This is a genomic window from Streptomyces sp. NPDC020807, assembly GCF_040641575.1.
Lineage (GTDB): Bacteria > Actinomycetota > Actinomycetes > Streptomycetales > Streptomycetaceae > Streptomyces.
Genome location: NZ_JBFADU010000010.1, coordinates 56,855 through 77,375, shown reverse-complemented (window position 1 = coordinate 77,375; position 20,521 = coordinate 56,855). Strand labels below are relative to the sequence as shown.

15 protein-coding genes are annotated in these 20,521 nt (G+C 72.7%); 3 read left to right on the top strand and 12 right to left on the bottom strand.

All coding sequences use genetic code 11. The features are described from left to right. Positions 1-52 precede the first annotated feature (52 nt). Together AB0G79_RS17465 and dnaE are read right to left on the bottom strand one after the other, a co-directional pair. Positions 53-1,096 carry a hypothetical protein gene (locus AB0G79_RS17465; protein WP_360807197.1) on the bottom strand — a complete coding sequence of 348 codons (1,044 nt, stop codon included), beginning with the start codon at positions 1,094-1,096 and terminating at the stop codon, positions 53-55. Next, the gene (dnaE, locus tag AB0G79_RS17460; RefSeq protein WP_360807417.1) at positions 1,093-4,824 is read right to left on the bottom strand and encodes a DNA polymerase III subunit alpha; all 3,732 of its coding nucleotides are present in this window, start codon (positions 4,822-4,824) and stop codon (positions 1,093-1,095) included. Before dnaE ends, AB0G79_RS17465 begins: the two co-directional genes overlap by 4 nt. 147 nt (positions 4,825-4,971) lie before the next feature. Here dnaE and AB0G79_RS17455 point away from each other — a divergent pair, with 147 nt between their 5' ends. Continuing rightward, positions 4,972-6,009 carry a DUF3533 domain-containing protein gene (locus AB0G79_RS17455; protein WP_360807195.1) on the top strand — a complete coding sequence of 346 codons (1,038 nt, stop codon included), beginning with the start codon at positions 4,972-4,974 and terminating at the stop codon, positions 6,007-6,009. 76 nt (positions 6,010-6,085) lie between these two features. On the opposite strand, the gene adhE is transcribed toward AB0G79_RS17455, so the two are convergent. The 9 genes from adhE to AB0G79_RS17410 form a co-directional block, all read right to left on the bottom strand. Next, a complete protein-coding gene (adhE, locus tag AB0G79_RS17450) occupies positions 6,086-8,680 on the bottom strand; it encodes a bifunctional acetaldehyde-CoA/alcohol dehydrogenase (RefSeq protein WP_360807193.1) in 2,595 nt (864 codons plus the stop codon). A gap of 155 nt (positions 8,681-8,835) precedes the next feature. Further along, positions 8,836-9,729 carry a S1 family peptidase gene (locus AB0G79_RS17445; protein WP_360807191.1) on the bottom strand — a complete coding sequence of 298 codons (894 nt, stop codon included), beginning with the start codon at positions 9,727-9,729 and terminating at the stop codon, positions 8,836-8,838. A 49-nt stretch (positions 9,730-9,778) separates the two neighbouring features. Continuing rightward, complete coding sequence (locus AB0G79_RS17440) at positions 9,779-10,633, bottom strand: S1 family peptidase (RefSeq protein WP_360807189.1); 855 nt, start codon at positions 10,631-10,633, stop codon at positions 9,779-9,781. A gap of 194 nt (positions 10,634-10,827) precedes the next feature. After that, the gene (locus AB0G79_RS17435) at positions 10,828-11,616 is read right to left on the bottom strand and encodes a DUF1684 domain-containing protein (RefSeq protein WP_360807187.1); all 789 of its coding nucleotides are present in this window, start codon (positions 11,614-11,616) and stop codon (positions 10,828-10,830) included. A gap of 50 nt (positions 11,617-11,666) precedes the next feature. Further along, entirely contained in the window at positions 11,667-12,647 is a 981-nt protein-coding gene (locus AB0G79_RS17430) for an ABC transporter substrate-binding protein (RefSeq protein WP_360807185.1), read from the bottom strand. 45 nt (positions 12,648-12,692) lie between these two features. Further along, positions 12,693-13,481, bottom strand: a complete 789-nt coding sequence (locus AB0G79_RS17425) for an amino acid ABC transporter ATP-binding protein (protein WP_360807183.1) — start codon at positions 13,479-13,481, stop codon at positions 12,693-12,695. Next, positions 13,478-14,356, bottom strand: a complete 879-nt coding sequence (locus tag AB0G79_RS17420; RefSeq protein ID WP_360807181.1) for an amino acid ABC transporter permease — start codon at positions 14,354-14,356, stop codon at positions 13,478-13,480. Before AB0G79_RS17420 ends, AB0G79_RS17425 begins: the two co-directional genes overlap by 4 nt. Positions 14,357-14,397: 41 nt before the next feature. Further along, positions 14,398-16,215, bottom strand: coding sequence for an FAD/NAD(P)-binding protein (locus AB0G79_RS17415; protein ID WP_360807179.1), 1,818 nt, complete (start codon positions 16,213-16,215; stop codon positions 14,398-14,400). Next, on the bottom strand, positions 16,212-17,063 hold the full coding sequence (locus tag AB0G79_RS17410) for an amino acid ABC transporter permease (protein ID WP_360807177.1): 852 nt from the start codon (positions 17,061-17,063) through the stop codon (positions 16,212-16,214). Before AB0G79_RS17410 ends, AB0G79_RS17415 begins: the two co-directional genes overlap by 4 nt. Positions 17,064-17,688: 625 nt before the next feature. On the opposite strand from AB0G79_RS17410, the gene AB0G79_RS17405 reads away from it, so the two are divergent. After that, entirely contained in the window at positions 17,689-18,168 is a 480-nt protein-coding gene (locus AB0G79_RS17405; protein WP_360807175.1) for a GNAT family N-acetyltransferase, read from the top strand. Continuing rightward, the gene (locus tag AB0G79_RS17400; RefSeq protein ID WP_360807173.1) at positions 18,165-19,157 is read left to right on the top strand and encodes an ABC transporter substrate-binding protein; all 993 of its coding nucleotides are present in this window, start codon (positions 18,165-18,167) and stop codon (positions 19,155-19,157) included. Before AB0G79_RS17405 ends, AB0G79_RS17400 begins: the two co-directional genes overlap by 4 nt. Positions 19,158-19,188: 31 nt before the next feature. Here AB0G79_RS17400 and AB0G79_RS17395 read toward each other — a convergent pair whose 3' ends face one another. Continuing rightward, entirely contained in the window at positions 19,189-20,436 is a 1,248-nt protein-coding gene (locus AB0G79_RS17395) for a DUF5685 family protein (RefSeq protein ID WP_360807171.1), read from the bottom strand. Between the last annotated feature and the right edge of the window lie 85 nt (positions 20,437-20,521).

Genomic DNA, 20,521 nt, shown 5'->3' with positions numbered 1-20,521 from the left:
AGCGGTAGCTTCGGGGGGAAGTTACGCGTCGGTAAAAAGTGTCGTGTCGCCGTCAGGCGGCCACGGGCCCGGCCGAGGGGCCGCGCGAGGGCCCCGGCGTGTGGCCCGTCGACGCACCCGCCAGCGCCCCCGGCACCACCGCCCGCGGGCCGAACCTCGCCCGCGCCCGGTCCGCCACCGCCTCGATCCGCCGCGCCTTCTCGTCCGCCGGGTCGAAGGACAGCTGGTGGGCGGAGCCCTCGGCGCCCGTCAGCCCCTCGGCGCGGAGCGCGATGCCCCGGACCCGGGCCCGCTGGAGGCCGAGGGCGTCGTGGAGCGCGTACGCGAGGGAGGTCAACGCGGCCGAGTGGGCGGTCGGTTCGGGCAGGGTACGCGTGCGGGTCGTCGTGCTCCGGTCCGCGTACCGCACGGTGAGCGCGAGTCCCCGGCACACCTGCTCCTCCGACCGCAGCCGGGCGCCGAGTTCGTCCGCGAGGGAGAGCAGCGCCCGGCGCTGCTCGGTGCGGTCGGTCTCGTCGTACGGGAAGGAGCGCTCCGCCGCCGTCGAGCGCGAGGCCGCGTTCGGGACGACGGGGGTGCGGTCGACGCCCCGCGCCCGTTCCCACAGCTCGCGGCCGGTCTTCGCGCCGACGAGCCGCTGGAGCACGGCGAGCGGCGCTTCGGCGACGCGGCCGACGGAGTCGAGCCCGTACCCGCAGAGGGTGCGGGCGGTGGCGCGGCCGACGCCGTCGAGCGCGACGACCGGCCGGTCCCGCAGGAAGGCGGCCGGGTCGTCGACGACCAGGGTGACACCGGGCCTGGCCTCGCGGGCCGCCATCCGGGCCAGCATCGGGTTGGGTCCGGCGCCGATGACGCAGTCGACGCCGTACAGGGCGAGGGCGCGGACCCGGATCACGGCGGCGAGCCCGGCCGGGCTCCGGCCGAAGTAGCGCAGCGCGCCGCGCACGTCGGCGAGCAGCTCGCCGGGCGGAGCGGCCTCGACCGTCGGCGTGAACTCGCCGAGGAGGGCGACCAGTCGGGGCAGGACCGAGGACGGGGCCGAGGGCAGGGCGGGCTCTCCCGCCGGGTCGACGTCGAACCGTACGCAGAGGATCATCCCGCGCTCCCCGGGCTGCTGTGCCAGAGCTTCCGCGACGGCGTCGCGGCGCCTTCCCCGGCCGGCCTGAGGTCGGCCCAGGGGTTCATCTCGTAGCCGGTGGGCATCGTGATCCGGCGGCCGGGGTCGGTGTTCCCCGCGGTGGGCGGCCTGGAAGCGGCCAGCCGCTCGCCCACCGCCTCCAGGCCCCCGGACGACCGCAGTTCGACGAGTTCGGCGAGGTTCCAGGCGGCCGAGCCGACCACGCTGAGGCTGCGCGGGCCGCGCCGCTGGACCACGCCCCTGACCAGGAGCAGCCAGGAGTGGAAGACGGTGTGGGCGCAGGCCTCGTGGGCGTCGTCGAAGAAGGCGAGGTCGACCAGGCCCGTACCGTCGTCGAGGGTGCTGAAGATGACCCGTTTCCCGGAGCGGATCGGCGGGGTCTGGGTGGCGGCCTTGGCGCCCGCGACGAGGACGGTCTGGCCGTGGGCGGCGGAGCGCAGCCGCTGGGCGGAGACGACGCCGAGCTCGCGGAGGAAGGCGTGGTGGTCCTCCATGAGGTGGCGGGAGGCGTCCATGCCGAGGACGCCGAGCTCGGCGCTGAGGCGTTCGCTCTCGTCGAGGTCGGGCAGGCCGACGGGGGCCGTCTTCCCGCCCTGGGCGAGCGGGAGTTGGGCGCCGTGGGAGGCGGCTCCCCGGTGGATGCGGCGGAGTTCGGTGAGGTGGAGCAGCAGGTCGCGGCGGTTGGCGCCGAAGGCGTCGAGGGCACCGACCTGGGCGAGGCGTTCGGCGACGGGGGTGCGGGGGCGGGCCCGTTCCCAGAAGTCGAGCAGGGAGGCGTAGGGCTGTCCGGCCTCGATGCGGGCGCTCTCGGTCTCGCCGATGCCGTGGACGTCGGTCAGGCCGAGGCGGAGACCCCAGAGCGGCGAGCCGTCAGGCTTTTCGGACACCAGTTCGATGCGATGGGCGACCGCCGAGCGGTTCACGTCCAGCGGCAGCACCGGCACCCCGCGCCGCCGCGCGTCCGCGAGCAGCAGCCGCTTGGGGTACATGCCCGGGTCGTGGGTGAGCAGCCCCGCGTAGAAGGCCGCCGGGTGGTGCGCCTTGAGCCAGGCCGACTGGTAGGTGGGCACGGCGAAGGCCACGGCGTGCGCCTTGCAGAAGCCGTACGAACCGAAGGCCGCGACGATCTCCCACGCACGGGCGACGACCTCGGCGCCGTAACCGCGCTCCGCCGCCCGCCGCGCGAACCAGACCTCGATCCGGCCCTGCGACCCGGGGTCGGAGAGCCCGCGCCGCACCTGGTCGGCCTCCGCCCGGTCGCAGCCGGTCATGATCCGGACGATCTCGATGATCTGCTCGTGGAAGACGACCACGCCGTACGTCTCCCGCAGCGCCTCCTCCAGGTCGGGGTGCGGGTAGCGGACGGGGGCGCGGCCGTGCCGGGCCTCGATGAAGGGGCGGACCATGTCGGCGGCGACCGGGCCCGGCCGGAAGAGCGAGATGTCGACGACGAGGTCATGGAAGGTCGCGGGCTGGAGGCGTCCGACGAGGTCGCGCTGGCCGGGCGACTCGATCTGGAAGCAGCCGAGGGTCTCGGTGGACTGGATGAGCCGGTACGTCTCGGGGTCGCCGTCCGGGACCGCGTCGACGTCCGGCCGGGTGCCGGTGGCGCGTTCGACCTCGGCGACGGCGTGGGCCATCGCGGACTGCATCCGCACGCCGAGGACGTCGAGCTTGAGCAGCCCGAGCTCCTCCACGTCGTCCTTGTCGAACTGGGACATGGGGAACCCCTCGCCGCTGGTGGGCACCACGGGGGTACGGGTGAGCAGCGAGGCGTCCGAGAGGAGGACCCCGCAGGGGTGCATGGCGGTGCCGCGGGGCAGCGCGTCGAGCGCCTCGACCAGCTCCCAGAGGCGTCCGTACCTCTCCCGCTCCCCCGCGAGTTCGCGCAGCTCGGGGAGTTCGTCGAGGGCGGCGAGCGCGTCCCGGGCGCGGATGTGCGGGAAGGCCTTGGCGATCCGGCCGATCTCGGCCGGGTCCAGGGAGAGGGCGGCGCCCACGTCCCGTACGGCGTGACGGACCCGGTAGGTCTCGGGCATGGCGACGGTGGCGACCCGCTCGGTGCCGAAGCGGTCGATGATCGCCCGGTAGACCTCCAGGCGGCGGGCGGACTCCACGTCGATGTCGATGTCGGGCAGGGCGGTGCGGCGCTTGGAGAGGAAGCGCTCCATGAGCAGGCCGTGCTCGACCGGGTCGGCGTGGGCGATGCCGAGGAGGTGGTTGACGAGGGAGCCGGCGCCCGAGCCGCGGGCGGCGACCCGGATCCCCATGCCCCTTACGTCGTCGACGACCTGGGCGACCGTCAGGAAGTACGTGGCGAAGCCGTGGTGGGCGATGATGTCCAGCTCGTGGTGCATCCGGTCCCAGTAGGCGCGCCGCTTCTCGTACCCCTTGAGGATCATCCCGGCGGCGGCCCGCGAGGCGAGGACGCGTTGGGCGGTGCGGTGCTCGGCGCCGACGAGGTACGGCTCCGGGAAGTGCGCGGAGCCGATGCCGAGGTCGTCCTCGGGGTCGACGCGGCAGGCGTCGGCGACCGCCGCGGTCTGTTCGAGCAGGTGGCGGGCGGCGCCCCGGTCGAAGCCCGCGGCCTCGACGATCCGCTCGGCCGCGGCCCGCATGTCGTCGGCGCCCTTGAGCCAGGCCTCTCCGCTGTCGAGGCCCTTGCGGGGGTCGATCGGGACGAGGCGGCGGGCGGAGTCGAGGACGTCGGCGACGGGCCCCTGACCGGGGTCGGCGTAGCGGACGGCGTGGGCGAGGACGGGCCGGACGCCCTGCTCGGCGGCGAAGCCGACGGTACGGGCGGCGAGCCGCAGCGAGCCGGGGCCCGCGCCGGGGCATCCGTGGTGGACGGCTTCCAGGCGCAGCGCGTCGCCGTACCGCTCGCGCCAGGGGGCGAGCAGGCGGGCGGCCCGGTCGGGGCGGCCGGCGGCGAGGGCGCGGCCGACGTCGGAGTCGGGGCCGAGGAGGACGAACACGCCGTCGGCGCCGGCCCCGTCCAGGGCCGGCCAGGACAGCACGGGTCGTTCCCCTCCCCCCGCATGGGCGGCGGTGACCAGCGCGCAGAGCGTGGCCCAGCCGGCGCGGGAACGGGCGAGGAAGAGGGCGCGGGGCGCGGACTCGTCCACGAAGGCCCCGCCCCGCACGGGCACCCGCCGAGCGGACCCCTGCCCGGCCGCGCCTCGCCCGGACGACAGACCCCGACCGGACGAGCCCGGCTCGGATGAGCCAAGGCCGGACGGGCCAAGGCCGGACGGGCCAAGGCCGGACGAGACCGCACCGGATGAGCCCGGGCCGGACAAGGACGAGCCGGAGAAACCCCGGCCGGAGAAACCCCGGCCGGACGAGCCCCGGCCCGAAGGGTCCGAGCCAGGACGCCTCGCGCCGGGCCGGCCCGTACCGGTCGCGTCCCCGCCCGACGAGCCCCGCCCCGACGGGTGTCGGGGTGTCGGGGTTCCGTCGGGGGCGGGGGTCTCCTCGTAGGCCAGGTCCACGCCGAAGAGGGGGCGGACGCCCTCCTTCGCGCAGGCGCGGGCGAAGCGGACCGCGCCCGCGAGGGTGTCGCGGTCGGTCAGGGCGAGTGCGTCCATGCCCCGCTCGGCGGCGCGCGTCGCCAGCCGTTCGGGGTGGGAGGCCCCGTACCGCACGGAGAAACCCGAGGCGGTGTGCAGGTGCGTGAATCCCGGCATGGCCACCTCCGCCTTCCCGCTCTCGTATTCGTACATACGTTCCCATCCCCCGGAACCCAGCGTAGCTTAACTTCGAACGTTCGTGCGATAACCCGTTCGGACCCCTCCCACCTGCGGAAACGCCCCCTCCCCCGGAACCTGGGGGGCATGAGCCTCGTCGATGAACTGAAAAGCGCCGTCACACCCCGGGCCGCCCTGCTCGTGGTCGGCGTCTTCGCCCTCCAGCTGCTGTTCATCACCTCGTACGTCGGGGCTCTGCACCATCCGAAGCCGACCGACGTGCCCTTCGGCGTCGTCGCCCCGCAGCGGGTCTCGGCGCAGCTCGTCGGACAGCTGGAGAAGCTCCCGGGCGACCCGCTCGACACCCGGACGGTCACCGACGAGGCCGAGGCGCGGGAGCAGATCCTGAACCGGGACATCGACGGCGCCCTGATCGTCGACCCGACGGGCCGTACCGACACCCTGCTCGTCGCCTCCGGCGGCGGAACCGTGCTCTCCAGCGCTCTGGAGACGATCTTCACGAAGGTGGAGGCGACCCAGCAGCGGACCGTGAGGACCGTCGACGTGGCGCCCGCCTCGCCGGAGGACTTCGACGGGCTCTCCGCCTTCTACCTCGTCGTCGGCTGGTGCGTCGGCGGTTACATCTGCGCCGCCATCCTGGCGATCAGCGCCGGCTCCCGGCCCGCGAACCGCGAGCGCGCGGTCATCCGCCTCGGCGTCCTGGCGCTCTACTCCGCCCTCGGCGGCCTCGGCGGCGCGATCATCGTCGGCCCGATCCTCAACGCCCTGCCGGGCAGCATCGCCGCGCTGTGGGGCCTGGGCACCCTGGTGGTCTTCGCCGTCGGCGCCGCGACCCTGGCCCTCCAGTCGGTCTTCGGGATCGTCGGCATCGGCCTCGCGATCCTGCTGATCGTCGTCGCGGGCAACCCGAGTGCCGGCGGCGCCTTCCCGCTGCCGATGCTCCCGCCGTTCTGGAAGGCGATCGGCCCCTACCTGCCGCCGGGCGCGGGCACCTGGGCGGCGCGCTCGATCGCGTACTTCAAGGGCAACGACATGACCGCCTCGATGCTGGTCCTCTCGGCCTGGGCGGTGGTCGGCACCGCCGTGACCCTCGTGATGTCCTCGTTGAAGCCCAAGTCCGAGGAGAGCGCGCTCGCCGCCGAGGTGGGCGAGGTCAAGGCGTAGGAACGAGCGCGTACGCGGAGAGGGCCCCCACCGGCCGTGGGGGCCCTCTCCGCGTCCCGTACGGACCTCGTGCGGCCTACTTGCCGTAGTACGCCCGGGTCATCAGCGCCTTCATGTCGTCGATCATCGGCATCCGCGGGTTGGCGGGCGCGCACTGGTCGGCGTAGGCGTTCATCGCCTGCTGCGGGAGGGCCTCCAGGAAGGCCGCCTCGTCGACGCCCTCCTCCTGGAAGGAGGCCGGGATGCCGCAGCGGGTGCGGAGCTCCTCGACAGCGCGGGCGTAGGACTCCACGCCCTCCTCCGGGGTCGCGGCCGGCAGACCGAGCATCCGCGCGATCTCCTGGAAGCGCTCCGGGGCCTTGTAGACCTCGGCCTTCGGCCACGGCACGGCCTTGTGGGTCACGGTGCCGTTGTGGCGGATCACGTGCGGGAGCAGCAGCGCGTTGGTGCGGCCGTGGGCGACGTGGAAGGTGTTGCCGAGGGTGTGGGCCATGGCGTGGACCAGGCCGAGGAAGGCGTTGGCGAAGGCCATGCCGGCGATGGTGGACGCGTTGTGCATCTTCTCGCGGGCCTCGGGCGCCTTGCCGCCCTCCTTCACGCAGGTCTCCAGGTTCTCGAAGATCAGCTTGATGGCCTGGAGGCACTGGCCGTCGGTGAAGTCGTTGGCGTAGGCGGAGACGTACGCCTCGGTGGCGTGGGTCAGGGCGTCGAAGCCGGAGTCGGCGGTGACCGTGGCCGGGAGGTGGAGCGGGAGGACCGGGTCGACGATGGCGACGTTCGGGGTGAGCGCGTAGTCGGCGAGCGGGTACTTCTGCGCGGCCTCGGGGTCGGAGATCACCGCGAAGGGGGTGACCTCGCTGCCCGTGCCCGAGGTGGTCGGGACGGCGACGAGCTTGGCCTTCTCGCCGAGCTGCGGGAAGCGGTAGGCGCGCTTGCGGATGTCGAAGAACTTCTCCTTCGTGTCCGCGAACTCGACCTCGGGCCGCTCGTACATCAGCCACATGATCTTGGCCGCGTCCATCGGGGAGCCGCCGCCGAGGGCGACGATGGTGTCCGGGCGGAAGTCCCGCATGGCGGCGGCGCCGGCCTGGACGGTGGAGAGCTCCGGGTTGGGCTCGACGTTGTCGATGACCTGGATGGTGACCGGCTCCTGGCGCCCGTTGAGGATGTCCGTGACCTTCTGGACGAAGCCGATGGCGCCCATGGTCTTGTCGGTGACGATCGTGACCCGGTGGACGTCGTCCATCTCGCCGAGGTAGCGGATGGCGTTGCGCTCGAAGTAGATCTTCGGCGGGATCTTGTACCACTGCATGTTGTTGTTGCGCCGTCCGATCCGCTTGACGTTGATCATGTTGACCGCGGTGACGTTGTTGGAGACGGAGTTGTGTCCGTACGAGCCGCAGCCGAGCGTGAGCGAGGGGAGGAAGGAGTTGTAGACGTCGCCGATGCCGCCGAAGGTGGAGGGGGCGTTGACGATGACGCGGATCGCCTTGACCCGCTTGCCGAACTCCTCGGCGAGCTCCTCGTCCTCGGTGTGGATGGCGGCGCTGTGGCCGAGGCCGTGGAACTCGACCATGGCGGCGGAGAGTTCGAGGCCGTGCTCGGTCGACTCCGCCTTGAGGGCGGCCAGGATCGGGGAGAGCTTCTCGCGGGTGAGCGGCTCGGCCTCGCCGACCTCGGCGCACTCGGCGAGGAGGATGGAGGTGTTCTCGGGGACCTCGAAGCCGGCCTGCTCGGCGATCCACCGGGGGGACTTGCCGACGACGGCCGCGTTGAGCTTGGCGCCGCCGCAGTTGCTGCCGTAGGCCGTGGCGCCGAAGACGTACTCCTCCAGCTTGGTCTTCTCGGCGGCGGTGACGACGTGGGCGCCGAGCCGCTCGAACTCGGCGATGCCCTCCTCGTACACCTCCTCGTCGAGGATGACGGCCTGTTCGGAGGCGCAGATCATGCCGTTGTCGAAGGCCTTGGAGAGCACGATGTCGTGGATCGCGCGCTGGAGCTTGCCGCTCTTGGTGACGTACGCGGGGACGTTGCCGGCGCCGACGCCGAGGGCGGGCTTGCCGCACGAGTAGGCGGCGCGGACCATCGCGTTTCCGCCGGTGGCGAGGATGGTGGAGACGCCCTCGTGGTTCATGAGGAGGCCGGTGGCCTCCATGGAGGGCTCCTCGACCCACTGCACGCAGTCCGCGGGGGCGCCGGCGGCGACGGCGGCGTCACGGACGATCCGGGCGGCCTCGGCGGAGCAGTGCTGCGCGGAGGGGTGGAAGGCGAAGACGATGGGGTTGCGGGTCTTCAGGGCGATCAGCGCCTTGAAGACCGTCGTCGAGGTGGGGTTGGTGACCGGGGTCATCGCGCAGACGACGCCGACGGGCTCGGCGATCTCGGTGATGCCGTTCAGCTCGTCGCGGCGGATGACTCCGGCGGTCCTGAGACCGGCCATCGAGTTCGTGACGTGCTCGCAGGCGAAGAGGTTCTTGACGGCCTTGTCCTCGAAGAGGCCGCGGCCGGTCTCCTCGACGGCGAGCTTCGCCAGCTCGCCGTGGGCGCTCAGCGCGGCGAGCGACGCCTTCTTGACGATGTGGTCGACCTGCTCCTGGTCGAGGGTCTCGAACCGGGTGAGCGCCGCGAGGGCCCTTTCGACCAGTCCGTCGACCATCTCCTTGGCGTCCATCGCAGGCTCTCCTTTTATCGGATCCCTATGTCTCTGATGTCTCCATTCGACACCCGATGAGCTGCGGAAAGGATCGGAAAAGGGCCTGCGGGGAGGGGCCGGAAGTCCCTTTGTGAATGCATTCACAAAGAGACTTCCCCGCGCGCGGAGGGGGTTTAGAAGACGTTCACGCCGTACGCGCTCAGCGCCTCGGTCACCGGCTGGAAGAAGGTCGTCCCGCCGGAGGAGCAGTTGCCGCTGCCGCCGGAGGTGAGGCCGATCGCCCTGCTGCCGGAGTAGAGCGGGCCGCCGGAGTCGCCCGGCTCGGCGCAGACGTTCGTCTGGATCATGCCGTAGACGATGTCGCCGCCGCCGTAGTTCACGGTGGCGTTCAGACCGGTCACCGAGCCGCTGTGGGTGCCGGTGGTGGAGCCCCGGCGGGTGACGGACATCCCGACGGTGGCGTTGGCGGCACTGGTGATGTCGACGCTGCCGACGCTGCCGGACTTGGTCACCGAGCTGTTCGTGTAGCGCACGATGCCGTAGTCGTTGGTCGGGAAGCTCGACCCGGCCGTGGAACCGAGCACGGTCGTGCGCGCCGAGTTGGACCACCACGTTCCGGCGCCGTCGGTGCAGTGCCCGGCGGTCAGGAAGTAGTAGTTGCCCGCGCCGTCCCTGACGTTGAAGCCCAGCGAGCAGCGCCAGCCGCTCGCGTAGATGGCGTCGCCGCCCGAGATCAGCTTGTTGAACCGGCCGGGGGTGCGCTCGATGCGCAGCGCACCGGCCTGGGCGCCCGCCTGGCGCTTGATCTTCGCGATGTCGGCCGGGGAGACCCGGGAGTCGACCGTGACGACGACCCGGCCCGTGGCGCCGTCCACGCGCCAGGCGGTACCGGCGACGTCGGCGGCGAGGACGGCGTCGCTCGCGGCGGTGAGCGCGGTGGCGCCGTACGTCCCCGCGGCGCCGGAGCCCGCGGGGTCGGCGCTGGCGGACGGGACGCCGAGCGTCGCGGCGGCGGCGACGAGGCCGGCGGTGAGGGCGAGCAGCCGTAACTTCTTCGTGGTCTTCACTTCGTGCTCCTCCTGGCGTGGGGGGTGGCTGGGGAGGACGGGGGGAAGGTCAGAGCAGGGTGACGTTGTACTTGGCGAGGGCCTCGGGCACCGGCTGGTAGAAGGTCGTGCCGCCGGTGGAGCAGTTGCCGCTGCCGCCGGAGGTGAGTCCGAGCGCCTTCGTGCCGTCGTAGAGCGCGCCGCCGGAGTCGCCGGGCTCGGCGCAGACGTTGGTCTGGATCATGCCCTTGACCGTGCCGCCGCCGGAGTAGCGGACGGTGGCGTTGAGGCCCGTGACCGTACCGCCGCGGGTGCCGGTGGTGGAGCCGGAGCGCTTGACGGACTCGCCCACGTACGCGTCGGCCGCGGTGAAGCCGCCGGTGTGGGAGAGCGAGGTGTTGTCGTAGCGGACCAGGGCGTAGTCGTTGCCCGGGAAGCTGGAACCGACGGTGGCGCCGATGAGCGTCGACTGCGCCGAGTTGGTGTACCAGGTGCTCACCGCGTTGCCGCAGTGGCCCGCGGTGAGGAAGTAGTACGTGGAGCCGCTGCGCACGTTGAAGCCGAGCGAGCAGCGGTAGCCGCCGCCGTAGATGGCGTCGCCGGCCGAGAGCAGGGGCTTGAAGACGCCGGGCGTGCGCTGGACGCGGAGGGCACCGGCGTCGGCACCGGCCGCCGCGCGGATCTTCGCCATCCCCGCCTCCGTGACGGTGGAGTCGGCGGTGACGACGACCTTGCCCGCCGCCTTGTCCACGTACCAGGCGGTGCCGCCGACTCCGGCGGCGTCGACGGCGGCGTCGGCGCGGGCCAGCTGGGCGGCCGCGGCCGGGCCGGGGGCGGGGGCCGCCTGGGCGCCGGGGAGTCCGAGGGCCGTGACGGCGGCGATGCCGGCGGCGACGGCGAGCAGGCGCGTGCGAATGTTCCTCACAGTGCTCCCTTCGAAAAGCGGAGGGGCCCGTGGATGTCGGGCCCGCGACGCATTCGGTGACGTGTTCCTGACATGCGCCGCCAGTGATAGTGACCCTCCCGCCCCTCACGCACAAGACCGCCGCACGGACGGGCGCCCCCGGCCACGAAGGCCGGGGGCGCCCGTCACCCGCACGTCCACGGGGAAGAACCAGCTCAGATGGGGTTGAGGAGCCGCTCCCCCGCCGGGACGGCGGTGTCGAGCGTGTTCCCCGGCGGCGGGAACGGGCAGATGAAGTGCTCCGCGAAGGCGCACGGCGGCAGCAGCGCGCGGTTGAAGTCCACCGTCACCGAGCCGTCCGCCGCGGGCGCCGCGGGCCGCAGGAAGCGGAAGCGGTAGCTGCCCCGGCCGCTGGTGGCGTCCGCGAAGACCGCCCACAGCGAACCGTCGTCCTCGACGGCCACCTGGAGCGTGTGCTCACCGCCGTTCAGCTCGAAGGCCAGCTCCCCGGCGAGCCCGAGTCCGCGCTCCTTGCCGTCCGCGTTCTCGACGCGCACGCTGCGCCGCTCCCCGTACGGCCGGTAGACGCCGGGGACGACCCAGCGCGCGTCGTACGGGGTGGCGTCGATGCCCGCGAAGGCGCGCCGCGCGGTCGAGTCGGGGTCGAAGTCCCTTACCGCCCAGAGGCCTTCGCGGCTCAGGACGACGAGCCGCCGCCCGGCGGACTCCACCCGGGACTCGTGGATCGGGCCGTGGTCGGCGGTCAGCCGGACCGTGCCGATCAGCGGCTTGCCGTCGACGGTGATCGCTTCCTCGGCACCCGCCGTCAGGACCACCTCGTCCCCGTCCTCCCGCCACTCACCGGGAATGGCGGGAACGCGACCCCCCGGGTGGTCCGCGAGCCAGTGGGTGCCCGTGAGGGAGAGCGGGCCGTACGACGAGGCGACCGCGGCCTCACGCTGCTCGTGCCAGTGCTGCCAGTCCTGCTGGGGATCCGTGCTCATGGTTTTCACCTTTCCATACGGGCGCGGGGAGCCCTGCGTGCGACGGTGCGTCAGTTCCGGGTACGGGGCAGGCCGGGCGGGTTGATCTCCGACTTCGGCACCGCCTCGCTGTCAAGACCCCAGCGCTTGAGGACCTGCGCGTACGTCCCGTTCCCGACGATGTGGTCGATCGCCCCCGCGTAGGCCTCGACGAGACCGCTGTCCTTCTTCGTGGTGGCCGCGATCTTGCCCTGGAGCTTGTCGCCCGCGCCGGAGAGCTTGCCGACGATCTCGCTCTGCCCGGCCGAGAGCACGTGGTAGGCGGCGACCGGGTTCGGGCCGAGGTAGGCGTCGATCCGGCCGGACTGGAGCGCCAGGTAGTAGTCCGAGGGCGTCTGGAAGTACTTGATGTCCACGGGCTCGCGGCCGGCCTTCTCGTTCTGCGCGGACCAGTCGACGAGGATCTTCTCCTGGTTGGTGCCGGAGTCGACGGCGATCGTCTTCCCGGCCACGTCCCCGGGGCCCTTCACCTTCCAGCCGGAGCCCTTCTTCGCCTCGAAGGCCAGGTCGTCGAGACGGTAGGTGGCGAAGTCGTACTTGTCCTTGCGCTCCTCGGTGACCGTCACGTTGGAGAAGACCCCGTCGTACTTGCCGCTGTCGAGACCGACGAAGAGGTTCTCCCAGGAGACCGCGTTGAACTCGGGCTTCAGGCCGAGGGCGTCGGCGACCAGGGAGGCGAGGTCGAGCTCGACGCCGATGAGCGTCTTGTCGTCGGTGGCGCGGAAGGCCAGTGGCGCGGCGCCGCCCGAGGAGACGCCGAGGACGAGCGTCCCTCTCTTGCGGACGGCCTCGGGCAGCTCGGCAGCGAGGGCGTCGACCTTGGCGGTGCGGACGCGGTTCTGCTCCGGACCCAGGTTGAGGCCGCCCTCCTTCTTCTGGTCGGAGGTCCCGGACGTGATGGCGCTGGAGGCGTCCCCTTCTCCGCAGGCGGTGAGGAGCCCGAGGGCGGTGAGCGAGGCGAGGGCGGTGAGGAGGGTGCGGCGGGTCGTCATGACCATGCTCCTGTACGTGAGGGGGAAGGGCGGGAAACGGAAAGGTCAGAGGACCTTGGAGAGGAAGGCGCGGGTGCGCTCGTGGCGCGGGCTGTCGAGGACCTCGGCCGGCGGGCCCTGCTCGACGATCCGGCCCTCGTCCATGAAGACCACCGTGTCGGCGACCTCGCGCGCGAAGCCGATCTCGTGGGTGACGACGATCATCGTCGTACCGGAGGCCGCCAGGTCCTTGATGACGTCGAGGACCTCGCCGACCAGTTCGGGGTCGAGCGCGGACGTCGGCTCGTCGAAGAGGAGCAGCGCCGGTTCGAGGGCGAGCGCGCGGGCGATGGCCACCCGCTGCTGCTGTCCGCCGGAGAGCTGCTTGGGGTACGCGTCCGCCTTGTCGGCGAGCCCGACCCGTTCGAGGAGGGCGCGGGCGGCGGCCTCTGCCTCCTTGCGGGGGCGCCCCAGGGCGGAGACGGGCGCCTCGACGATGTTGGCGAGGACCGTGAGGTGCGGGAAGAGGTGGAAGTTCTGGAAGACGAAGCCGATCCGGGTGCGCTGCTTGAGGATCTCGCGCTCGCGGAGCTCGTACAGCTTGTTCCCGGAGCGGCGGTAGCCGACGAGGACGCCGTCGACGCTGACCGTGCCGCTGTCGACCTTCTCCAGGTGGTTGACGGTCCGCAGGAGGGTGGACTTGCCGGAGCCCGAGGGGCCGAGGACGACGGTGACCTCGCCGGCGCGGACGTCGAGGTCGATGCCGCGCAGGACGTGGAGCTGGCCGAAGTGCTTGTGGACGGAGCGGATCTCGACCTTGGCGGTCGTGGCGGTCGTGGTGGCGGCGGAGCTCATCGGGTGCTCCCCTTCGCGTAGTGGCGTTCCACGTAGTGCTGGACGACGGAGAGCGCGGTGGTGAGCAGGACGTACCAGGCGGTGGCGACCATCAGGAGGGGGACGACCCGGCCGTTGCGGCCGTAGATCACCTGGACCTGGTAGAAGAGTTCGCCGATCGCCATGACGGAGACGATCGAGGTCCCCTTGAAGAGCGAGATGATCTCGTTGGCGGCGTTGGGCAGGATCGACCGCATCGCCTGCGGCAGGACGATCCGGCGCAACCGGCGGATCTTCGGGATGCCGAGGGACGAGGCCGCCTCCAACTGACCCTCGTCGACGGAGAGGACACCGCCCCGGACGATCTCCGCCGCGTACGCCGCCTGGTGCAGGGCCAGTCCGAGGACGGCCGCGCTCATCTCGCCGACGAGCCCCATCGTGTCGAAGGCGAAGAAGCCGGGACCGAAGGGGATGCCGATGCTGATCTCTTTGTAGAGGTAGGCGAGGTTGAACCAGAAGAGGAGCTGGACGATGAGCGGGATGGAGCGGAAGGCCCAGATGTAGCCGAAGGCGACCGTGCGCAGGAACGGGCTGGCCGAGAGCCGCATGAAGGCGAGGACGACGCCGAGCGCGAAGCCGAGGACGGTGCCGTACAGGGTGAGCTGGAGGGTGATCAGGACGGCGTGCAGGATCGTCTCGGTGGTGAAGAAGGCGGCGAAGACGTCCCACTCCCAGCCGGGGTTGGTGGCGAGGCCGTGGACGAACTGGGCGAGCAGCACGGCGGTGACGACGACGGCGACCCAGCGCCAGGGGTGGCGGACGGGGACGACGACGAGCGTCTCCGGTTCGGCTCTCGTCACCGGGCGGGTGACGGGCGGATCGCTGGTGAGAGACATGGCGGTTCCTCGGAAGCGGGTCGGGAGGAGGAGGGCGGGGGTCAGGCGCTCAGGGGGACGGGGAGACGACAGCTCCCCTCCCGGAGGAAGGCGAGTGCCGCCCGCGCCGCGGCGTCGTTCTGGCCGAAGGCGAGTCCGCCCGTACGGGGCCGGGTGAAGGCCGCTCCGGCCCGCGCGGTGGTGTGCGGGCCGAGCGCGAAGCGCCGCGGGTGCGGGCCCTCCTCCCGCTCGACGACCCGGCCGTCGGCGGGGTCGACGACGAGGAGTCCGCCGGCGGTGGCCAGTGCGCCGTCCTCGTGGAGCGCGCGCAGCAGCGGGCTGTCGGTGTGCTCGACGGTGGGGTCGGGGAGGCGGGCCTCGACGAGGGCGCGGGCCTCGGTCCACTCCCCCGGCAGGGCGGCGGAAGCGGCCCGGAAGACCCCGCGCCCCTCGTCGGCCTCGACGGTGACCCGGGGGCCGAGGAAGCGGACGATCCCGGCGCGGGAGAGCGCGAGGAGCTGGCGCAGCCGGGGTCCCGGCGGCCCGGAGGCGAGGTAGCTGAAGAAGCCGTGCCACCAGCCGTCGGTGTCGACGCGGTCGCCGAGTCGCGCGAGCTGTCCGTAGACGGAGAGGAGGGCGGCGAAGACGGCGGCGTCGGGGCTGCGGTCGGGGTCGTTGCGGCGGGTCAGGTCCTCGGCGATGTAGTCGCGCAGGCCGTCCTGGAGCTCCTGGGCCGAGCCGTACCGGACTCCGTCGAGGGGGTGGTCGAGGGCGTCGGGGTCGATCCGGTCGGCGGTGTCGGGGACGGCGTCGGCGACGAGTGCGGCGATCTCGGGACCGTGCGGCGATGCCTGCGCGTACGCCTTCTCGAAGGCGTCCCACGGGAGGGAGGTCCGCTCGGGGTGGGCGGTGAAGAGCCGGTGGTAGTGGGCCCAGCCGAGCTCCTTGCGGATGTGCGGCCACAGGTCGCGGCGCAGGTCGAGCGGACCGTCCCGGCCGAGGAGCGCGTCGGTCTGCTCGGACCCGAAGAACCGCGGCAGCGGGGGCGCTTCGCCGTCGAGGACGTACCCGATCTTCGCGTGGTACGGGACGCCACGCCGCGATCCGACGTACAGCACCGGCTCCCGCCCCGAGGGTACGTAGACGAGGTCGCCGCCCCGCTCCTCGTACCGCCCGCCGCGGCCCTCGGTGAGGAGGACCGCCAGGTCGACGAAGGCGAGGCCGAAGCCGCGGACGAGGACGGGCTCGCCGGCGGGCAGGGCGGAGAGGTCGGTGTCGGCGGTGAAGCCGGGCGGGATGTGGAGGAGCCGGTGGCGGGCGGCGAAGGCGGTGAGCGACCGCTGCTCCGGGTCGGGTTCGGCGCCGAGGTGGCCGACGGTGAGGACGACGACGTCGGCGTGGAGCGGTTCGGCGCCGGTCTCCAGCCACACGCGCTGGCGTCCGTCGCGGGGGCCGCCGATCCGCAGCGCGCTGGTGCGGTGCTCGTGGACGGTGACGGTGTCGGGCAGGGCGGCGAGGGCCCGTTCGTAGACCCAGCGGAGGTAGGCGCCCTGGCGGGGACGGGTGGGGAAGCCGCGGCCCTCGATGCCGGCCCAGTCGGCGAGGGTGGGGCCCGGGCGGACGGGGCCGTCGAGGCGGACGGTCTCGTCGGTGAACATGGTGACGTCCTCGGCCCGGGAGTTCATCCAGAGCAGCGGGGACTGTGCCGTGCGCCAGATCCGGCCGGGGCCCGGCGGGTAGGGGTCGACGAGGTGGAGGTCGAGGGGCTCGTCCCCGTACAGCTCGGGCAGGTTGGCGGCGAGCCGTTCGAGGAACCCGGTGCCGCGCGGCCCGGCGCCGACGATGACGACCGAGGCGGTGTCCGTCGCGGGCCCGCTCATCGCGCATCCCCCGCCCCGCGGGCGTAGTACCGCTCGACGTAGTGCTGTCCGAGGCTGAGGACGGAGGTCACGGCGACGTACCAGAGGGTGGCGACGAGGAGCAGCGGGATGACCTCGTACGTGCGGTGGTAGACGAGCTGGGTCGAGTAGAGCAGGTCCTGCACGGCGATGACGGAGACGATGGAGGTGCCCTTGAGGGTGCCGATCAGCATGTTCCCGGCGGGCGGGACGATCGCGCGCATCGCCTGCGGCAGCACGATCCGGCCGAGCCGGCGCCACCGGCCGAGGCCGAGGGAGTGGGCGGCCTCGATCTGGCCGCGGTCGACGGAGAGGATGCCGCCGCGGACGACCTCGGCGGCGTACGCGGCCTCGTGCAGCGTGAGTCCGATGACGGCGACGGAGACCGGGCCGAGGAGGTTGACGGTGTGGACGCCGAGGACGGTCGGGTAGAGCGCGCCGACGTTGAACCAGAAGAGCAGCTGGACCAGGATCGGCGTGGAGCGGAAGAACCACACGTACCCCCAACTGACCGCGCGGAGAACCGGGTTGGCGGACATGCGGAGGACGGCGAGCAGGGTCCCGAGGACGAAGCCGAGGGCCATGACGACGGCCGTCAGCCACAGGGTGAGGCCGAGGCCGCGCAGGACGGACGCGGAGGTGAAGTACTCGGCGACGACGTCCCACTGGAAGGCCTTGTTGCGGACGACGGAGACGAGGCCGAGCCCGAGGAGGACGAGGACGACGCCGGCGGCGGTCCACTGGCCCGCGCGGCGGGTGGGGACGACGCGGGGCGGCGGTTCGACGGGCGGGGCCGTGGAGGCGGTTTCGACGAGGGTGGTCGCGGACATGCGAAGGCTCCGTGGATGCCGGAAGACGACGGATCGAACACGGGATGCGCCTTCACGCGCACAGAGCTGAGCCGCGGAACCGGGCCCCTCAGCCCTGTCCACCCTTCGAGGCTATGCGGTCAACACCGTTCGCTGTCAAGGGTGTCCAGAGTGTGAGTCGTGCGTCTCATCGTGGTTGACGCGGGATCGGATGCCTGTTCCACTGGGGCCATGCATCCGCAGCAGCTGGTCACGCGCTCCCACATCGACTTCGGTCGCGTGTGGTCCTCTTCCTGTTGAGCCGACCCCTGCGCTGCCCCGGTCCCTCCTGACCGGTCCGCCCTGTTCCTCGTGCCCATCGCGCCTTTCGCGCCCTCCGCGCCTTTCGGGCCTTTCGGGCCTTTCGGGACCTGACCGCGCCCTGTCCGCCGCGGTGCCTTCACACGCGTACCCCTCGCGGGTTCCCGAGCGCTGAGCTCATCCCTCCCCTCGCCCTGTCCTGCCTGTTCCTGTTCCTGCCCTGCTCTGTTTTGCCCTGCCCTGCCCTGCCTGCACCGCACCGCACTGCACTGCCCTGCACCGCACTGCACTGCCCTGGGCGCATGCCCCGCGTCGCCCCCGCCCTCTCTCCTCCCGAAGGGCCGTCATGACCTTCGCGTTGTCCGTACGCCGGACCACGACCACCGATCCCCTGGCCCGCCCGCTCCTCGACGAGCTGGCACACGAGTACACGACCCGCTACGGCACCGCCGACGACCTGAGCCGCTACCCGGCCGAGGAGTTCACCCCGCCGCACGGCGCCTTCCTGCTCCTCCTGGAGCAGGGCAGGCCCGTCGCGGGCGGCGCCTACCGCCGGTACGACGAGCACACCGCGGAACTCAAGCGGATCTGGACCCACTCGGCCCACCGCCGGCGCGGGCTGGCCCGCCGCGTCCTCACCGTGCTCGAACGGGAGGCCGCCGCCCGCGGCTACTCCCGGCTCTACCTCACGACCGGGCCGCGCCAGCCCGAGGCCAGGGGCCTCTACCTGGCGACCGGCTACCGGCCGCTCTTCGACGTGTCCGCCGATCCCGAGTCGATCGGCCCGCTGCCGTTCGAGAAACTCCTGGAGACCCCGAAACCATGAGCACACGCACGAGCTCCGGCACCACCCGCACGACCCTCGCCTTCGCCCTGATCACCACGGCCGCGCTCGCCCTCACCGCCTGCGCCGGAGGCGAGCCGGCGACGAAGCCGGCCGGGGCCGCGGCGCCGGGCGCTTCCGGCGCTTCCGGCGGGGCGAAGGGCACCCTCCCCACCGAGGACGTGGTGACGCAGGTGCGGAAGAACGAGGCCGCGGCGAAGCTGCTCCCCGCCGAGGTGCGGCAGCGCGGCTCCTTCACGATCGCCTCCGCGGTGGGTGCCCCGCCCAGCTCGGCCTACCTGCCCGACGGGACGACGCTCGCCGGGGTGGACATCGACTTCGCGGACGCCGTCGCGAAGGCGCTCGGGCTGAGGGCGAAGCGCGAGGTGGCCGGCTTCGAGGCGATCCTGCCCGCGCTCGGCAGCGGCAAGTACGAGGTCGGCACGGGCAACTTCGGGGTGACAGAGGAGCGGCGCAAGACCATCGACTTCGTCACGTACGTCAACGACGGCCAGGGCTTCGCCACCCGTGCCGACTCGCCGCTGAAGGCGGTCACGGAGCTGACACAGCTGTGCGGCCTGAAGGTGGCGACGGGCGCGGGCACCACCTTCGAACGGACCCTGGAGCAGCACAGGGGCCGGTGCGCGGAGGCCGGGAAGCAGCCGTACGAGGTGAACGTCTTCAGCGAGACGGGCGCGGTGTGGATGTCGCTCCAGCAGGGGCGCAGCGACGTCGTGATGAGCACGATCAACGGCGTGCGGTACGCGGTGACGCAGCAGAAGAACGTGAGGTTCCTGAACGAGTACCGGCGGCTCGACGTGGGCTTCGCCTTCAGGAAGGGCACCCCGCTCGCGCCCGCCTTCCAGGCGGCGGTGAACGGCCTGAAGGCCGACGGGACGTACGACCGGATCCTGCGGAAGTGGGGGGTGACGGCCTCGGGCATCGAGCGGTCGCGGATCTCCCCGCCGGAGATCCCGGCGCCGACGAAGTAGCGGCGCCGGGCCGGTCGGCCGTGACGCGGCGTCAGCAGCTGCAGTCGCAGCCGCACCCGCAGTCGCCGCAGCAGCCGTCGTCTCCGCAGCAGCCCCCGTCGCCGCAGCAGGAGGAGCAGCACTCGCAGCCGTCGCAGCAGCTGCCGGGGTCGCACTGGCCGCAGAGCCCTTCGCGGCGCTGCCTGCTCCAGGGGTCCTCGAACGTGCCGCAGCACATCTGGCAGGTGCAGGCCATGCCGACCCAGAGGGCGCACCCGGCGAGCAGGCCGCGGCGGTTGGGCGGCTCGGGCGGGAACGGCCCGCCGGGGCCGCCGGGACCGCCGGGGTTCGCGAAGGGGTTGCCGGGCGGCGGGCCTCCGGGGGTGGCGTACGGGTTCCCGGGCACCGGCCCCTGCCCCGACGCGTGCGTGCCGTGCGCGCAGCTCGTCGTGCCGAAGGCGCGGTCGACCGAGGTGCGGAGTTCGTGGGCGAGGAGGACGTGGACGAGCCGGCCGTCGGCGAACTCGGCGTCCTTCAGCGCGAGGCGGATGCCGTGGAGCGCGTCGTCGGCGAGCCTGCGGGCCTCCTCGCGGGAGGTGCCGGTCACGGTGAGCGGGTTCCAGGCGCCCGCCGCCGCGTCGGCGGCCTGGTCCTCGACGGCGTCGAGGAGGTGGGCGAGACGGCCGAAGAGCCGGCCGGCCTCGGCGAGCGGCTCCGCGTTGTCCGGGCGTCCGGCGAGGACGGCGGTGTGCGCGAAGGCGGCGGCGGTCGCGGTCTCGGTCGGCTCGGTGACCGTGAGCAGGGGCGTACCGATTCCGGCGAGGGACTCGATGCCGGCCTGGCGGTCGACGGCGTCGACGAGGACGGCGGTGTCGAAGCCGAGCACGGCGCCGGTCCTGGCCCCGGCCCTGTCCCAGGAGCGGGCGACCCGGCGGGCCGCGGCGGCGACCGGCCCCAGGGCCAACAGGCCGTCCCGGTCGGCGACGTGGTCGCGCACCTTCGCCGAGGCGAGGACGAGGGAGACGGCGGCGGCGAGGCGGGCGCCCTCGCCGCGGGCGACGGGCGCGGTCCGCAGGGCGCGGAGCGCGCAGGGTCCCGCCGTGCGCCGCCCGGCCTCGGTCACCCCGGTCTGAGCCTCCGTCAGGACCGAGACGATGAGCCCGTCGTAGTTGGTGACGACCCGGGCGAACTGGCCGTGGTCGGCGCGAAGTGCCAGGCAGAGGCCGCAGAGGTGGGCCATCCACGCGGTCTTGAGGCCTTCGGTGAGCCGGTGCGTGCAGGGTCTGACGATGCCGAACATGAAGTGCCCCCCGTGAGCCGTGCGCAGCGCCGTCGTGCGGCGTGACGGCATCGTAGCGAGCCGTTTCGTTCACCCGTACGCGCCC

Coding starts and splice junctions, on each gene's coding strand:
- AB0G79_RS17410 (WP_360807177.1), bottom strand. CDS start 17,063: ATGTCCGCGACCACCCTCGTCGAAACCGCCTCCACGGCCCCGCCCGTC.
- AB0G79_RS17405 (WP_360807175.1), top strand. CDS start 17,689: ATGACCTTCGCGTTGTCCGTACGCCGGACCACGACCACCGATCCCCTG.
- AB0G79_RS17420 (WP_360807181.1), bottom strand. CDS start 14,356: ATGTCTCTCACCAGCGATCCGCCCGTCACCCGCCCGGTGACGAGAGCC.
- adhE (WP_360807193.1), bottom strand. CDS start 8,680: ATGGACGCCAAGGAGATGGTCGACGGACTGGTCGAAAGGGCCCTCGCG.
- AB0G79_RS17415 (WP_360807179.1), bottom strand. CDS start 16,215: ATGAGCGGGCCCGCGACGGACACCGCCTCGGTCGTCATCGTCGGCGCC.
- AB0G79_RS17455 (WP_360807195.1), top strand. CDS start 4,972: ATGAGCCTCGTCGATGAACTGAAAAGCGCCGTCACACCCCGGGCCGCC.
- AB0G79_RS17430 (WP_360807185.1), bottom strand. CDS start 12,647: ATGACGACCCGCCGCACCCTCCTCACCGCCCTCGCCTCGCTCACCGCC.
- AB0G79_RS17425 (WP_360807183.1), bottom strand. CDS start 13,481: ATGAGCTCCGCCGCCACCACGACCGCCACGACCGCCAAGGTCGAGATC.
- AB0G79_RS17395 (WP_360807171.1), bottom strand. CDS start 20,436: ATGTTCGGCATCGTCAGACCCTGCACGCACCGGCTCACCGAAGGCCTC.
- AB0G79_RS17435 (WP_360807187.1), bottom strand. CDS start 11,616: ATGAGCACGGATCCCCAGCAGGACTGGCAGCACTGGCACGAGCAGCGT.
- AB0G79_RS17400 (WP_360807173.1), top strand. CDS start 18,165: ATGAGCACACGCACGAGCTCCGGCACCACCCGCACGACCCTCGCCTTC.
- AB0G79_RS17465 (WP_360807197.1), bottom strand. CDS start 1,096: ATGATCCTCTGCGTACGGTTCGACGTCGACCCGGCGGGAGAGCCCGCC.
- dnaE (WP_360807417.1), bottom strand. CDS start 4,824: ATGCCGGGATTCACGCACCTGCACACCGCCTCGGGTTTCTCCGTGCGG.